Genomic DNA, 15,666 nt, shown 5'->3' with positions numbered 1-15,666 from the left:
ATGGCTTGGACACGTAATGAAATGGCGCAGCGCGCCGCACAGGAACTTGAAGATGGTTTCTATGTGAATCTGGGTATTGGTCTGCCAACCTTAGTCGCAAATTATATTCCAGAGAATATTAATGTCTGGCTTCAGTCTGAGAATGGTCTGCTGGGTATTGGAGAATTTCCAACGGCAGAGACTGTGGATGCCGACCTGATCAATGCTGGCAAACAGACGGTAACTGCCCGCAAAGGTGCATCTTTCTTTTCCAGTGCCGACTCCTTTGCCATGATCCGTGGCGGTCATGTCAATATCGCCATTCTGGGGGCTATGGAAGTCTCAGCAAATGGTGATCTGGCCAACTGGATGATTCCAGGCAAGAAGGTCAAAGGCATGGGTGGTGCCATGGATCTGGTCGCAGGTGTGCAAAAAGTTGTGGTGCTGATGGAACACTGCGCCAAAGATGGTACGCCTAAAATTGTCTCACAATGTAGTCTTCCGCTTACTGGGCAGGCCGTAGTGAACCGGATTATTACTGACTTAGGTGTATTGGATGTCACACCTGAAGGTATTCAACTTGTAGAACTGGCACCCGATGTCAGTTTTGATGAAATTCAGAAAGTCACCGGCGTACCTTTACTCCGTAAAGCAGCCTGATTTTTCCCAGCCCTTAAAATGAAAAATTTTAAGGGTTTCTTTTTGGCTGAAGAAAGCCGCTTCTTAATAACAAATGCAGAATAAATGGATTTTAATCATGCAAACTCAACAAAATATCTTGCAGCGCTTTGCCATGCGCGTCAGCGACTGGTCTGAAAAATGGTTTCCGGACTCTTATATCTTTGCCCTACTCGGTGTCATCATCGTTGCGATTGCCGCGATTGGCATTGGTGCGCCGGCACAAGACGTCGCGATTTCATTTGGTGACGGATTCTGGAGTCTGATTCCCTTTACCTTACAGATGTGCATGTTGATCGTGGTCGGTTATGTAGTTTCAGTTTCCAAACCGATGCAATTACTGATTCAGAAAATGGCGCGCATTCCTCATTCTGGACGTGGAGCCATCGTTCTTGTCGCCACAGTTAGTCTACTGATTTCCCTGATTAACTGGGCGATGAGTACAGTACTAACTGCTCTTCTAGTGATTGCACTGGCGCAGCGTAAAGAGCTGAATATGGATTACCGTGCAGCTGCCGCAGCAGCGATTATCGGAATGGGTGCAACCTGGGCGCTCGGCATCAGCTCCTCTGCCGCGCAATTACAAGCCAACAAATCCAGCCTACCAGAACCGCTTTATAATCTGACTGGTGTGATTCCTTTTACCGAAACGATTTTCCTGCCGCAATCCATGATCATGACAGCAGTCTTGATTATTGCTTCGATTGCCATTGCTTACTGGTCTGCGCCCAAAGGCAATCATATTAAAACTATTGATCACTTCCCGATCCAGATTGAAGAAGAAAAGACTGAAACCGTGACCCATAAACGGCCGGGTGACTGGCTGGAAAACTCGCCAATCTTAAGTATTCTGATTGTGGTTCTGGGTCTGGTCTGGATGTTTAACGAGTTTTCCAAAAGTAATCCTATTCTGGCAATCTCCAGCTTAAACACCTATAACTTTATCTTTCTGATTTTGGGTGTAGCTTTACATGGTACACCACGTAATTTTCTCAATGCTGTGTCCAAAGCTGTGCCGGCCATTTCAGGGGTGCTGATCCAGTTTCCGCTTTATGGCAGCATCGCCTTTATGATGACCAATGCCCTGAATTCTGCTGACCTGTCCCTATCGCACTATATCGCCGAGTTCTTCGTTTCGATTGCCTCGCAGGAAACCTTTGCAGTGGTGATGGGAATTTATTCAGCGATTCTAGGCTTCTTCATTCCTTCTGGTGGAGGAAAATGGATTATTGAAGCGCCTTATGTGATGCAGGCTGCACATGACCTGAAAGTGCATCTGGGCTGGTCCGTCCAGATTTACAATGCGGCCGAAGCCTTGCCCAATCTGATCAATCCTTTCTTTATGCTCCCCATGCTGGGGATCCTGAAGTTAAAGGCTAAAGATGTGATTGGTTTTACAGTGACCCAACTGGTCTTTCATCTTCCATTGGTACTATTCTTGCTCTGGTTCCTAGGAAGAACCCTGACTTATACCCCACCTGTCTTCTCTTAATTCATAACAAATAAAAAAGGACGAATCATTCGTCCTTTTTTATGATGAAAGAATTATTTAGCTGGCTTTCTTTTCAACTACGCCTTCATTATCTACAGTATGTACACGACCATCTTCGGTACTCATAACTTCAAAAGTTACACGACGATTTTGATACTGACCGTTCGAGGTTGCATTCGGTTGAGCAGGCTGATTCGCCGCCATACCTACAGGTTGTAATTGTGCCGGATTCACCCCTTTCTGTACCAGATAATTCACAATGGCTTGAGCACGTTTTAAAGATAGCTCCTGATTTTGAGTGCTGCTGCCTTCCGTATCAGTATGGCCTATTACGGTTAGACGTACATCTTTGGCATATTGCAATAAAGCTGCGGTCTGATCCAGCAAGCTTTTATTCACTTCAGGAATTTCTGTAGAACCTGTCGCAAAATGAATAAGTTGCAGGTTTAAGGCAGTAGCAACATCCAATGCCTCAATATTCTCCATCTGAAGTTCGTCTAAAGCTTTTTTAGCCTCGGTATTGGCTGTATTGATCGCCTCATCCATATCCACTGGTTTTTGGGTCACGACTTCTACATTTTTAGCCAGACCACGAATCTGACCTGCCAAACGCTGTGCATCCGCACTGTTTGCTGCCTGTACAGACACCTGATTACCCGCCCAAGTCAAAGTCACATTTGACATGCCTTGCAGCAGTTTCAATACAGATGGAATCGTATCCTGATCAATAAATTCTGAGTGGTAATTCTCATTGGCTACTGCACCACAGCCAATACTGTAATTAAAGATCTGTTTGATTTCATTTTGCAAAATCTGCATATATTTCGAATCATTCATCTGTACCTGACAGTTGACGATTTCACCCTGACTACCGGTGCTGATTTTGAGAATTGCAGGGTTCGTTGCAGCAGCTTCACTCACTGCTTGGGCATTTCGCAATTCATCCGGATCATCATCACGCAGGCATCCACGGAAGAAGAATAAGATAATCGCCGCAATAATCACGAGGAGAATAAAAGGCCAGAACACTACTGCCTTTTTCTCTTCAGTCAGTACTGGTTCTGCTTCCGGTTCGGAAGCCAGACCCGGTGCGCGGTTCAGATTTTGTCCCGCCAGCGGAGATACGCCTAGAGATGCCAGTATGGGGCCAGCCCAGACTGGTAATGCCCGTTGAATCGAGTCTGCATGGGTATCTAACAAATGGCCTACTGCTTCAGCAGTGGGTGCACCCGCTTCTGCTTGCAAGAAGTTCATGGTTGGAACAATTGCCCGGTTCAGGGTCTGTTCAATTTCATCTTGAGGTGCAGTTGAATCTAACTGAGCCAGGAATTGTTGTTTTAGGGTCGGATTATTATTAAATAATTCATCAATCTTGGGATTAAGTTGCTGACCCAGACTTTCAATCCAGGCCGGTCTTGCACGAAGAATACTTAACAATACAGGATAGAATTGGGCTAAGGCCTGATCCTTGGCAAATAGATGTTCTGTTTCACCTTGCAGCACAATGGCGGTCACATCACTCTTTAAACGTTCAATTAAATCTGTATTCATCAAGATCACCATTATTCTGATTTATAATGTTTAATATTTAATCAGTGTAGCGACCCACCCTCTTTGGAATGTTAATAATTGTACTGATATCATAAAGTTTCACTGTTTATGTAGGGCTAACTTTTCTAGTATTTTATTTAAGATATAAAAAAGTCAGCCGAAGCTGACTTTTTGTAAACGCGAAATGTAAGTGTTATGCAGCAATAAAAGTTTGCAGCACTTTACCTTTCACTTTTTGATTGAGCAGTGGTGTATTTTTACCTTGAGAAACGATCGTTTCTTTGCTTAATGTCCACTCCTGTTCTGGATCAACCAGTACCCAGCCTGCTTCCGCTTTCCAATGCTCAAACATACTGGCGACTTTCGCAGGAGCAACTGTGACTTTCTCCACCCATTCCAACGGCGTAAAGAAGCCTTCATTCACTAGTTGGATACCGAACGGTACATAGGTATCAAACGCAGTAAATCCAGGCAGTGTCTCCGCGAATGGTGCCATTTTGGCAGAGCTGCTCAGGGGTTCATGATGGGTACAGATCGCATCAATCACACCAGATTTCACACCTTGACGCAGTAATTCTTTGTCAGATTCAGAACGTAATGGTGGACGCACGTGTGCAAGAGAGTTAAAGCCATCAATCAGATGGTCAGTCAGATGCAATTGGTGCATTGCGACATCACAAGTTACTGGCAGACCTTTTTCTTTAGCAATACGGATCAGTTCTACTGATGCACCACAAGATAACAAACCGAAATGAGCGCGTACTTTAGTTGCTTCAATCATGAGCAGGTATTTGGCAATGGCCACAGTTTCCGCTAGCGATGGAATCATTGGCAAACCTTGGCGCGAAGCAATAAAGCCTTCATGCACACAACCATCTTTGGCAATTTGCGGCTCTTCTGCATAGAACACTACAGTCAGGTCCAATCCTGCTGCATATTCAAGTGTACGCAATACCACATCATCATTGGCAAACGGCGCACTGGCATTAGAAACCGCAGTACATCCGCCCTTTTTCAAACCTGCCATATTGGCCGGTTGCTGACCTTGCAGACCTTGGGTTTGCGCACCGATCACCTGTAAATAAATACCGCCATCCAGCATGGCTTTTTCAACCAGACCATGAATCAGCGCACCATTATCCTGCACAATCGGTTTGGAATCTGGCGGGGTAAAGACATGCAGAATACCGTTTTCACGTGCAGCCTTACCTTCAGACTTTAAAGTTCCGTGTTGCTGCTGGCCCGGTTCACGTAAACGTGCGCATAGATCCACCATAGTGGGCATCAGCCATTTGCCCTGCCCATCAATGGTTTCAGAGACGTTAGCAGTTTCTGCAATACGTTTACCATTTTCCAGATAAACCGTTTCGACTGAATCAGTGTTTTGGATTGGGTCAAGAACACGGACATTTTCAATTTTTACAATAGACATGACTTATTCCTTATACCGCAATCGCTTCAATCAAACCCTGTTCCTGTAACTGACCCTGCATCGCAAGAGCCAGTACCGCCATACGTACTGCAATCCCGTTAGTAACCTGTTTCAAAATCACGGATTGCGGACCGTCTGCAATGCTGGAATCAATTTCCACACCGCGGTTCATTGGTCCTGGATGCATCACGATACAATCCGGCTTGGCCATGGCGAGACGTTCTTTATTCAGGCCATACATTTTGTAGAATTCAGCCTGAGAAGACAGCGCTGGCGAATCAATACGCTCGTTTTGAATACGCAAAGTAATGATCACATCACAGTCTTTGATGCCATCTTCCATATTATTGAACAGGCGTACATCTTCACTGTAGTCATCAAAACCGTATGGCAACAACGTATTCGGTGCAATCACGCGAATATCTTTACAGCCTAAGGTTTGCAGTGCCGCCACATCTGAACGTGCTACACGCGAATGCTTGATATCGCCAATAATAGCAATCGACATATCTTCGAATTTTTTATTGGTCTCGCGGCGAATAGTCAGCATATCCAGCATCGCTTGAGTTGGATGGGCATGACGGCCATCCCCTGCATTAATAATAGCGACATTTGGACATACATCTTTGGCAATAAAGTGTGCTGCACCTGAAGATGAATGACGTACCACGAAAATATCTGCCGCCATAGCCTCAAGATTCCACAAGGTATCACGTAAAGTTTCACCTTTAGAGGTACTTGAACGGGCAATATCGATATTCAGCACGTTGGCAGACAGACGTTTGGCCGCTGCCTCAAAAGTAGTACGCGTTCGGGTAGAATTTTCAAAAAATAGGTTCATCACCGTTTTGCCTTCGAGCAAATTATTGGTGATCAGCTGATTTTGGTCATTAAAAAAGGACAACGCAGTGTCCAGTATTTTTGTAAGAGTTTCTTTAGAAAGACCTTCGATGGTCAGGAAATGTTTAAGATTACCTGCTTTGTTGAGTTGAATCTGGCTCGGTGTATGCAATGCCGCCAAGTGCATGAGAGATTCCTTATACGTTAAGTCAACGTATTATACAGAGATTAGCGAATCTTTATAGTTGATAAAGAGCTCGGTTGTACAAAAACCATCTCGGTAATAAGAATGGAAATTTAAATTCCCATGTATTTTTTCAATAAGATAATTTAACCTGTCTATCTATATGCTTGTTTCTTCATTTAAACATGAGTGCTTCAGTCTGGAGCATCCACACTCAATCCCCCAATTAGCGCAATGCGCCAATATAATGATGTGAAACCTGTGCGCGATAGATATCTTCTTCACTTGGTTCCACAGAAATCAGTTCCTTTTCCGCCTGTTCTTCAGCCTGCAGTTCTGAAAATGACGATAAATCCAGAGTGGTTTTTAAACGATTGACCAGATGTAATAACTCAGGATCTTCAGTCTGCTCTGCCAGCCCAATCACATGCTTTGCATAGTGGATATTTTCTGCAAGATACATGGCATCAATTACTCGCCCAGTCACTCGTCTTAAACGTGCATAGATCAAGGTAGCGATTGAAAATGCCTCATTCCTGCGTAATTGAAGATCCAACATCTAAGCCCCTCCGAAATAATAATTAAGAATAAAGATGAAGCTGTAATGATTCCCCTCAGCATTACAGCTTCATTGATATTAGATAGAGCAATAAACGTACCAAAATTAATAAATAAGTTATGTGAGTTATAAATTGATATGAATGAAAATTGTTCTACCTCGAGCAATCGTAGATCAGTGTCTTTTTTGTTTTAGATTCACTCCTCGTCTGGCTAATCAATTCTTAGTCTCGATCACTTGACATGAGTGACCAAATTTTAGCTTTTACTTTTAGAGTAATGTTGATGCCATGAGGTGTATATAAACGATCCGGCATCAGATCCATCACATCAATAACCCGATTATTTATTTTTTAAATCACACATACAACATGGCTGCAATTGAAGATCTAGATTGCGAATTAGTTTAATAATCATCACATACCCATCTGTAAAATAAAAAGATTTACTCAATAAATTTGCCTTACTGTCACTGTTTAGTTCTACATATCTCGTAAATTTTCAGTTTGCTTTTTAAGTCAACATTTAGCGCTTTTTATGATGAGTAAAACTAGGCTGCATGTGCTCGAATTTAAAAAATTTCCAAAGCTTTAACAGGCAAAATACGCTAAACTGAGCGCAGTTTTTATTTATTCTTTTCCGGTCTCTCTATTTTATGAATACCTCTTCACGTTTAAGCAATTATTGGGTCACCTGTGCCGATGGTCTGGAAACCTTATTAGAAGAAGAAATCAAAGGTTTAGGTGTTCAGGATATTGAACGTTTCCCAGGTCGTCTGACCTTCAAAGGCACGCTTGAAAATGCTTACCGCATCTGTATGTGGTCTCGTCTGGCTTCTCGTGTCCTGATGCCAATTCACACGCATGAAATCGAATTCTCCCACGATGCGCGTGATGTTGCAGAAGAGCTTTATGAAGGTGCGATGAGCTTCGACTGGTCACTGATTTTTGCACCACAAAGCACCTTCGCAATTCGTCTGCACGTTGAACGTGATATTAAGGTCAATACCCAGTTTGCAACTCTACGTGCCAAAGATGGCGTCGTCGATTCCTTTATGGAAGCTGTGGGCAAACGTCCAAGTATTGATACCAAACAGCCAGAAATCACCATGTATATTCTGGCAGGTAAAAAAGAACATACTTATTGTTTAGACTTATCCGGTGATTCACTGCATAAACGTGGCTATCGCCGCTTTATGACTGAAGCACCAATCAAGGAAAATCTGGCGGCTGCGATCCTGCAAAAAGGCAGCCTGAAAGACATCAACCCGGATATTGTGGTTGATCCAATGTGTGGTTCAGGGACGTTTATTATTGAATCCCTGATGATTCTGACGGATCGCGCCCCAGGTCTGGTGCGTCGTTTCGGATTTAATGGCTGGAATGGTCATGACCATGAATTATGGATGGGGATTAAAGCTGAAGCGGCTGAACGTCATAAAGCTGCGCTAGAAAACCCATTACCCAAATTCTATGCCTTTGATGCCGACTGGGAAGCGGTGAAAGCCACTAAACAGAACATTATTGCGGCAGGTTTTGAATCAGCCCTCGATCAGATCAAGATCGAAGAGCGTACTTTAAATGACTGGCCAGATTTCCAGGCTGAAGGCAAGAAAGTGTTCTTCGTCACCAACCCACCGTACGGTGAGCGTTTAGGTGATAAAGCCTCTAACCGTGCCTTGTATCTGGGTTTGTCTAATCTGCTGCAAAAGAATTTCCCGAATCAAAAAGCCGCAGTCATTGCTGCTCAGGTGGAACAGGCCGATGTCTTGGCGTTCAATGATCCACAAATTCTGCGTTTGATGAACGGTAAACTGCCGATCTATATCCGTTTCGGTACGGTAAAACCGGCAGCAGTCACACGTCCTTTCCTGGAAAGCTGGCAGCCGCAACAATTCGAGCCGATTGAAGGTGCGATGGAATTTGCTAACCGTCTGACCAAGAATATGCAAACCCTGAAAAAATGGGCGGTAAAAGAAAATATTCACTGCCTGCGTTTGTATGATGCCGACCTGCCGGACTTTAATGTAGCAGTTGATCTATACGGCGAACGTCTGCATGTTCAGGAATATGCACCACCGAAAAAAATCGATCCTGAAAAAGCAAAAAAACGTTTTAACCTGGCTCTACAGGCAATTCGTGCCGTGACCGGTTTGGGCCGTGATGCGATCTTTATCAAGACGCGTGCCCGTCAGGAAGGTAAAAACCAGTACACCAAACAAAGTACAGCGTCTAAACGTTTTATCGTCCAGGAAGGCCAAGCCAAGATTCTGGTCAACCTGACCGACTATCTGGATACCGGTTTGTTCCTGGATCACCGTCAGATACGTTTGCGTATTGCCAAAGAAGCCAAAGGCAAGCACTTCCTGAATCTGTACAGCTATACCTCTACCGCGAGCTTACATGCAGCTTTAGGCGGTGCAGCGAGTACCACCAGTGTCGATTTGTCTAATACTTATTTGAACTGGTCAAAAGAGAACTTTGTTCTAAACGGCCTGACTGTAGACCATGCCGATCAACAACATCAATTCTTTGCATCTGACTGTTTTGAATGGCTGAAAGAAGGTCATGAACAATATGACCTGATCTTTATCGATCCACCGACATTCTCTAACTCGAAAAAATTCTACGGGACTTTCGACGTTCAGCGTGACCACGTCTCTTTATTGAAACGTGCCATGAACCGTTTAACCACTGACGGTACGTTGTATTTCTCGAACAACTACCGTGGTTTCGAAATGGATGAAATGATTGAAGGTTTATATGACGTGGAAGAAATCACGCATGAAACCATTGGTCCAGACTTCAAGCGTAACCAGAAAATTCACCGTGCCTGGAAAATTACTCATCCAAAAATGTAAGGTGTGAATATAAGATAAAGAAAAACCCAGCCTAGGCTGGGTTTTTTTGTTGCGAGGAGAACTTCTATTAGCTGAGTTTCATTTTTTCAAAGACCAGCTCGCCACTTTCACCACGAACGACGATGGTATCACCAGGGCCAAACTCACCTGCCAGGATGCTTTGTGCCAAACCATTTTCAATACGTTGCTGGATCGCACGTTTTAATGGACGCGCACCATACAACGGATCGAAACCAGCTTCGATTAACTGATCGAAAGCACTGTCATCCACAGACAGACGCATATCGCGTTCTGCCAGACGTTGACGCAAGCGGTTCAACTGGATATCGGCAATACCACGGATCTGGTCTTTTTCCAGTGCATGGAACACCACTAGCTCATCAATACGGTTGATAAACTCTGGACGGAAATGTTCCGATACCGCATTCATCACCACTGTACGGACTTCTTCACGAGTTGCTTTATCGCCCAGTTCACGGACATCCTGTGAACCCAGGTTCGAAGTCATCACAATCACGGTATTTTTAAAGTCCACCACACGACCTTGCGAGTCAGTCAAACGACCATCATCTAGCACTTGCAGCAGAATGTTAAATACATCCGGATGCGCTTTTTCGACCTCATCGAATAACACCACGCTATATGGTTTACGGCGCACCGCTTCAGTCAGCACACCACCTTCTTCATAACCGACATAGCCCGGAGGTGCACCGACCAAGCGGCTCACCGAATGTTTTTCCATAAATTCGGACATGTCGATTCGGATCATGGCATCGTCACTGTCGAACAGGAAGTTCGCCAAAGCTTTAGTCAATTCTGTTTTACCCACACCTGTTGGGCCTAAGAACAGGAATGAACCACTTGGACGGTTAGGATCGGACAAGCCAGCACGTGAACGACGCACAGCATTAGATACAGCCACTACGGCTTCTTCCTGACCAACAACACGGTTATGCAGGAATTCTTCCATATGCAGCAGTTTATCACGCTCACCTTGCAGCATTTTCGCCACAGGAATACCGGTCGCAGCACTGACTACTTCAGCGATCTCATTGTCAGTGACTTTGTCACGTAACAGTTTTGGTGCTTCACTTTCTTCAGCCGCTTCAATACGTTCCAACTGTTTTTGCAGTTCAGGAATCACACCGTATTGATAACGTGCTGCTTCAGCCAGATCACCTTCACGCTGGGCTTTTTCCAGCGCAATGCGAGCCTGATCCAGTTTCACCTGAATATCTTTGTTGCCTGCTACCAGCGCTTTATCGGCACGCCAGATTTCTTCCAGCTCGCTGTACTCTTTCTCTACAGTGGCAATCTGCTCTTCCAGATGTTTCACTTCGCCTTGTGCACCAGAGTCTGCATCTTTTTTCACCGCTTCAAGCTGCATCTTCAGCTGAATCAGACGACGTTCGAGTTTATCCAGCGCTTCAGGTTTAGAATCCAGCTCCATTTTGATACGAGATGCTGCTTCATCAATCAGGTCAATGGCTTTATCCGGCAATTGACGATCTGTGATGTAACGGTGTGACATTTTCGCCGCAGCAATGATTGCAGAATCCAGAATCTGCACACCATGGTGAGTTGCATAACGATCTTTCAGACCACGCAGAATCGCAATGGTATCTTCCACGCTTGGTTCATCCACCAGCACTTTCTGAAAGCGACGCTCTAAAGCTGCATCTTTTTCAATGTACTGACGATATTCATCCAGAGTCGTTGCACCGACACAGCGTAGTTCACCGCGCGCTAATGCAGGTTTCAGCATGTTACCCGCATCCATGGCGCCATCGCCTTTACCGGCACCGACCAATGTATGCAGCTCGTCAATGAACAGGATGATTTCGCCTTCATGTTTAGCCAGATCTTTCAGAACGGCTTTCAGACGTTCTTCGAACTCACCACGATATTTGGCTCCTGCCAGCAATGAACCTAAGTCCAGTGATAATACACGTTTGCCTTTCAAGCCTTCAGGAACTTCACCGTTAACAATACGTTGTGCCAGACCTTCGACAATCGCAGTTTTACCGACACCTGGCTCACCGATCAGTACCGGGTTGTTTTTGGTACGGCGTGACAGCACCTGAATTGTACGACGGATTTCATCATCACGACCAATCACCGGGTCCAGTTTGCCAGCCATGGCACGTTCAGTTAAATCAATCGTATATTTATTCAGTGAGTCCCGTTGATCTTCATGATTATTGCTCATGACTTTTTCATCACCTCGAATTTGATTAATGACCTGTCGTAAAATTTCAGTTTTTACGCCAACACTATTTAATAAGGTTTTGGTGGCACCCGTTTCTGCAAGTGCCAGTAATACCCAGTCAGTGGACAGGAACTCATCTCCTGCTTTTTGTGCATAACTGTCCGCTAGATGCAGGGCTTTGGCTGCTTCCTGACTGATATTGATATCGGCAGAGGGATTACCGAGCGTAGCTACATTGTTCAGCGCAGTTTGTACTTTGCTTTGCAGGTCACGCAGGTTCGCTCCTGCCTGTTGCAGCAAGCTCACATTCGATGCTTCTTCCATCAAGGTGGACAAGATGTGAATCCCTTCAATGGCAGCATGATCCTTGCTCATTGCCAGAGATTGCGCATCGGAAAGGGTTTGCTGTAAGCGATTGGTAAATTTCTCAAAACGCATTCTTGTTATTCCTCACAACAAATTTTCTACTTGATGGATATATGGGTGCTGGAAATAAAATTTCAAATAATTTTTTATATATTTTTCAAAAATTTAATTAAATAAAAGACAGAGTTATCAGTATTAATATTGGTATTCAATGAAAATATTTCAAGTGAGCGAAAGTAGAATTTTTAAGGTGAAGATCAATAATGAATATTTGATTTAATTGACTCTGCTATTTTTCGGATGGGTAGAAAATAGAGAAAGACCTTTAGTGCGGTTGCAAGCGTCCTAGTAATCGCAATACTGCACTCAAACTATGTTCTGTTTGCATCAAGGATCTTGGTATTTGCTGATCCAAAAGCTTGTTAGGTGAATTGATAAACTGGCGCATCCAGCTCAGATCCCCACCATTCAGACCAAATAACGCTTGATAGATATTGATTAAAGTTATTGCTCTTTTACCTGCGCTAGTATCTGGTTCTAATTCTTTTTGATTTATGATTGACGATAATTCTGCTTCAGATAGATCCAGAACTAATGCAAGCTCGGATTCTTGCAATTGCAACTGTTCAGCTAAGTTGAATATAGCTTTGGCTAATACTTGGGATTTAGAAATATCCGTTTCATTATTCATTTTTATTAAATCCTATTGATGAATCTTGTTTTGATTATGCTGCCTTTATCCTTTTCTCGCTATGTTGTTTATCATTAAATTTGATCCTTTATTGAAACAAAAATGCCCTCACTTGAAGGGCATTTAAAGAGAACACTTGAACAATTATGGTGCCGGATTGGGTTGCTGACGGTGAATGGTTTCAATGCCCTGCAAGACTTCTTCAGAAAGATTCACGTCAAACGCCTGAATGTTTTCCTTGAGCTGATCCAAGTTGGTCGCACCAATAATAGTACTGGTCACGAAGAACTGCTGTTTAATGAAAGCCAGTGACAACTGGGTTAAGGTCAGGCCATGCTGCTCAGCCAGTTGTGCATACTGCTCGACGGCCCACTCGCTTTCCGGATTGCTATAACGGCTAAAACGTGAAAATAAAGTCACACGTGCATTGGCTGGACGTGCACCATTGCGGAATTTACCAGTCAGATAACCGAATGCCAGTGGAGAATAAGCCAGCAAACCTACACCTTCGTATTTGGCAATTTCCGACATACCAATTTCATAAGTCCGATTCAGCAAGCTATACGGATTTTGCACGCTAACAAATTTAGAAAGTCCCAATTTCTCTGCCAGATGCAGGAACTTCATGGTGCCCCAAGGGGTTTCATTGGACAGGCCAATATAACGGATACGACCTTTCTTAATTTCGTCATGCAAAGCAGTCAGGGTTTCTTCCAGATTCGTTACGGCACGATCATCTGCAGCTTCTGCATTGCCATAACCCAGCTTGCCAAAGAAATTGGTTGCGCGCTGAGGCCAGTGCAATTGGTACAGGTCGATATAATCAGTTTGCAAACGCGACAATGAATTATCAATTGCTGATGTAATTTCCGAAGCCACGAACTTGGTCTGGCCATCACGGATATGACTACCACCTTGTGACGGGCCCGCAATTTTCGAAGCTAAAAATAGTTTGTCACGACCACCACGTGAAGCAATCCAGTTACCAATAATTCGTTCAGTTGCCCCTTGCGTTTCAGGCTTGGGTGGCACCGGATACATTTCTGCGGTATCCCAGAAATATAAACCTTGATCCAAGGCATAGTCTAATTGCTGAAAAGCCTCTTCCTGAGTATTTTGCTCACCAAAAGTCATGGTGCCCAAACAGATTTCTGGCAATAAGATTCCCGTATCCGCCAATGGTCTGAATTGCATAAAAATGTCCTTTAAGTTTATCTGTTATTTATCAAGAGCAAGTGTGCTATAGCCTATCGGAATTATAAGACGGACTTAAATCATCTTTTCTAACAAGCTTGTGCCAATTTGTTATGTTCTGAATCAGGCTGAAATTTTTAAACAGGAATAAAAAAAGCAAATCCGAAGATTTGCTTTTTATCGTGCTTTTGGCTTATTCGTCTTCGAACTCGCCAGCACCCACTGCTTCAGGTTCTTCCAGCGATGCATCAAAAATCAGAATCGCCTTACCATCGGTTTCAATCATGCCCTGTTCTTCTAGAGTTTTTAGAACACGACCGACCATTTCACGTGAACACCCAACAATACGGCCAATTTCCTGACGGGTAATACGGATCTGACGACCATTTGGCAAGATCATCGCTTCTGGCTGAGATGACAGGTCAATCAGACAACGTGCAATACGACCAGACACATCGATAAATGCCAGGTCAGTCACTTTACGTGTGGTATTTTTCAGACGGCGAACCAGCTGGGCAAAAACTGCATAGCTAAGGTCTGGATATTGTTTGCTAATTTCATGAAAGTTTTCATAGGTAATTTCAGCAATTTCACAGACATCACGAGTACGCACTTCTGCAGTACGCTGTGGATTTGCTTCGAAAAGCCCCATTTCCCCAAAGAAGTCTCCCGCATTTAAATAAGCTACCACAATCTCACGTTCATCATCTTCACGAAGAATGATAGATACAGACCCCTTCAGAATTAAATACAGCGATTTAGATTCTGATCCTGCATCCACGATCGTGGTACGTTTTGGATAGCGATTGATATATGCACGTTTTAATAACGCTTTCACTGATTCAGGTAGTTGCCCCGGCGAAAGTGCGTCTGTGCTTAATTGTGAAAAGTTTGAAGTCATGCTTACAGTTCCGAATATGGATAATTTATAGATCGCACAAGACCTAATGTGAACTTGTCACACAGTGGGATTGAAATTCCTTATCAACCCAATTTATGTTAGTGTACAGTTACTTCGTAAATTTATAGCTTTTTTTAGGTAGTTGCAATGCAAACGAGTGTTCATTGGCTAGAGAATGTTGCTTTTGAAGCAAAAACTCAAAGTGGTCACAGTATCATCATGGATGGTTCACCTGAATATGGCGGTGAAAACCGTGGTCCTCGCCCAATGGAACTGATTTTGACCGGTCTGGGTGGTTGTGCTTCTTTTGACATTGTGACGATTTTAAAGAAAGCACGTCAGGAGATTACTGATGTACGCTGTGAATTAAAAGCAGAACGTGCCGATACAATTCCTGCGGTATTTACCAAAATCCATCTACACTTTGTGGTCAGCGGTAAGGGCATCAAAGAGAAACAGGTCGCTAAAGCCGTAGAGCTTTCTGCTGAGAAATACTGCTCTGCCAGCAAAATGCTGTCTGATGGTGGTGTCGAAATCACCCACGATTTTGAAATTGTAGAAGTGGAATAATCCGCTAATTTCAATAAAAAAGTAGTCTTCGTGGCATTGCTGTCCCATAGTTTGCTTTAAATAAAAAAACCTGAGTCCTAACAGTTAAAATATGAGTGCAAACAAACACTTTAACGACCAGGATTCAGGTTTTGTCACATCAGAATACCGTATTTCATGAG

Annotated in this window: 12 protein-coding genes; 4 read left to right on the top strand and 8 right to left on the bottom strand. The window is 43.8% G+C overall.

Going from position 1 to position 15,666, the window contains the following annotated elements; all coding sequences use genetic code 11:
- A complete protein-coding gene (locus tag FTV12_RS10480) occupies positions 1-639 on the top strand; it encodes a CoA transferase subunit B (protein ID WP_125279247.1) in 639 nt (212 codons plus the stop codon).
- A 97-nt stretch (positions 640-736) separates the two neighbouring features.
- Complete coding sequence (locus FTV12_RS10475) at positions 737-2,149, top strand: short-chain fatty acid transporter (RefSeq protein WP_004782496.1); 1,413 nt, start codon at positions 737-739, stop codon at positions 2,147-2,149.
- Positions 2,150-2,206: 57 nt separating this feature from the next.
- On the opposite strand, the gene FTV12_RS10470 is transcribed toward FTV12_RS10475, so the two are convergent.
- From FTV12_RS10470 to FTV12_RS10455, 4 genes are all read right to left on the bottom strand, one after another.
- Positions 2,207-3,700: an OmpA family protein gene (locus tag FTV12_RS10470; RefSeq protein ID WP_166137259.1), complete on the bottom strand. Its 1,494-nt coding sequence runs from the start codon at positions 3,698-3,700 to the stop codon at positions 2,207-2,209.
- 193 nt (positions 3,701-3,893) lie between these two features.
- On the bottom strand, positions 3,894-5,132 hold the full coding sequence (locus tag FTV12_RS10465; RefSeq protein ID WP_180033994.1) for a dihydroorotase: 1,239 nt from the start codon (positions 5,130-5,132) through the stop codon (positions 3,894-3,896).
- A 10-nt stretch (positions 5,133-5,142) separates the two neighbouring features.
- Entirely contained in the window at positions 5,143-6,159 is a 1,017-nt protein-coding gene (locus FTV12_RS10460; protein WP_004782500.1) for an aspartate carbamoyltransferase catalytic subunit, read from the bottom strand.
- A gap of 223 nt (positions 6,160-6,382) precedes the next feature.
- Positions 6,383-6,715 carry a hypothetical protein gene (locus tag FTV12_RS10455; protein ID WP_034170006.1) on the bottom strand — a complete coding sequence of 111 codons (333 nt, stop codon included), beginning with the start codon at positions 6,713-6,715 and terminating at the stop codon, positions 6,383-6,385.
- A gap of 654 nt (positions 6,716-7,369) precedes the next feature.
- On the opposite strand from FTV12_RS10455, the gene rlmKL reads away from it, so the two are divergent.
- Positions 7,370-9,574 carry a bifunctional 23S rRNA (guanine(2069)-N(7))-methyltransferase RlmK/23S rRNA (guanine(2445)-N(2))-methyltransferase RlmL gene (gene rlmKL, locus FTV12_RS10450; RefSeq protein ID WP_180033993.1) on the top strand — a complete coding sequence of 735 codons (2,205 nt, stop codon included), beginning with the start codon at positions 7,370-7,372 and terminating at the stop codon, positions 9,572-9,574.
- Positions 9,575-9,641: 67 nt separating this feature from the next.
- Here the strand turns inward: rlmKL and clpB are convergent, their stop codons facing one another.
- The 4 genes from clpB to crp form a co-directional block, all read right to left on the bottom strand.
- Positions 9,642-12,221, bottom strand: a complete 2,580-nt coding sequence (clpB, locus tag FTV12_RS10445; protein ID WP_180033992.1) for an ATP-dependent chaperone ClpB — start codon at positions 12,219-12,221, stop codon at positions 9,642-9,644.
- A 253-nt stretch (positions 12,222-12,474) separates the two neighbouring features.
- Positions 12,475-12,840 (bottom strand): antitoxin Xre/MbcA/ParS toxin-binding domain-containing protein, encoded by a 366-nt coding sequence (locus FTV12_RS10440; RefSeq protein ID WP_180033991.1) that lies wholly within the window; start codon positions 12,838-12,840, stop codon positions 12,475-12,477.
- 144 nt (positions 12,841-12,984) lie between these two features.
- Positions 12,985-14,034, bottom strand: a complete 1,050-nt coding sequence (locus FTV12_RS10435) for an NADP(H)-dependent aldo-keto reductase (protein ID WP_004782522.1) — start codon at positions 14,032-14,034, stop codon at positions 12,985-12,987.
- Between the two features lie 193 nt (positions 14,035-14,227).
- Positions 14,228-14,935 carry a cAMP-activated global transcriptional regulator CRP gene (crp, locus tag FTV12_RS10430; RefSeq protein WP_004782527.1) on the bottom strand — a complete coding sequence of 236 codons (708 nt, stop codon included), beginning with the start codon at positions 14,933-14,935 and terminating at the stop codon, positions 14,228-14,230.
- Positions 14,936-15,082: 147 nt separating this feature from the next.
- On the opposite strand from crp, the gene FTV12_RS10425 reads away from it, so the two are divergent.
- Positions 15,083-15,505, top strand: a complete 423-nt coding sequence (locus tag FTV12_RS10425) for an OsmC family protein (RefSeq protein ID WP_004782528.1) — start codon at positions 15,083-15,085, stop codon at positions 15,503-15,505.
- The last annotated feature ends 161 nt before the right edge of the window (positions 15,506-15,666 follow it).

The sequence above is a fragment of the Acinetobacter sp. YH12233 genome, from assembly GCF_013417725.1.
Lineage (GTDB): Bacteria > Pseudomonadota > Gammaproteobacteria > Pseudomonadales > Moraxellaceae > Acinetobacter.
This window is presented reverse-complemented; position numbering and strand designations above follow the sequence as displayed.

Excerpts from the sequence above, each read along its gene's own strand:
- FTV12_RS10480 (WP_125279247.1), top strand. The coding sequence starts at position 1 with ATGGCTTGGACACGTAATGAAATGGCGCAGCGCGCCGCACAGGAACTT.
- FTV12_RS10475 (WP_004782496.1), top strand. The coding sequence starts at position 737 with ATGCAAACTCAACAAAATATCTTGCAGCGCTTTGCCATGCGCGTCAGC.
- FTV12_RS10470 (WP_166137259.1), bottom strand. The coding sequence starts at position 3,700 with ATGAATACAGATTTAATTGAACGTTTAAAGAGTGATGTGACCGCCATT.
- FTV12_RS10465 (WP_180033994.1), bottom strand. The coding sequence starts at position 5,132 with ATGTCTATTGTAAAAATTGAAAATGTCCGTGTTCTTGACCCAATCCAA.
- FTV12_RS10460 (WP_004782500.1), bottom strand. The coding sequence starts at position 6,159 with ATGCACTTGGCGGCATTGCATACACCGAGCCAGATTCAACTCAACAAA.
- FTV12_RS10455 (WP_034170006.1), bottom strand. The coding sequence starts at position 6,715 with ATGTTGGATCTTCAATTACGCAGGAATGAGGCATTTTCAATCGCTACC.
- rlmKL (WP_180033993.1), top strand. The coding sequence starts at position 7,370 with ATGAATACCTCTTCACGTTTAAGCAATTATTGGGTCACCTGTGCCGAT.
- clpB (WP_180033992.1), bottom strand. The coding sequence starts at position 12,221 with ATGCGTTTTGAGAAATTTACCAATCGCTTACAGCAAACCCTTTCCGAT.
- FTV12_RS10440 (WP_180033991.1), bottom strand. The coding sequence starts at position 12,840 with ATGAATAATGAAACGGATATTTCTAAATCCCAAGTATTAGCCAAAGCT.
- FTV12_RS10435 (WP_004782522.1), bottom strand. The coding sequence starts at position 14,034 with ATGCAATTCAGACCATTGGCGGATACGGGAATCTTATTGCCAGAAATC.
- crp (WP_004782527.1), bottom strand. The coding sequence starts at position 14,935 with ATGACTTCAAACTTTTCACAATTAAGCACAGACGCACTTTCGCCGGGG.
- FTV12_RS10425 (WP_004782528.1), top strand. The coding sequence starts at position 15,083 with ATGCAAACGAGTGTTCATTGGCTAGAGAATGTTGCTTTTGAAGCAAAA.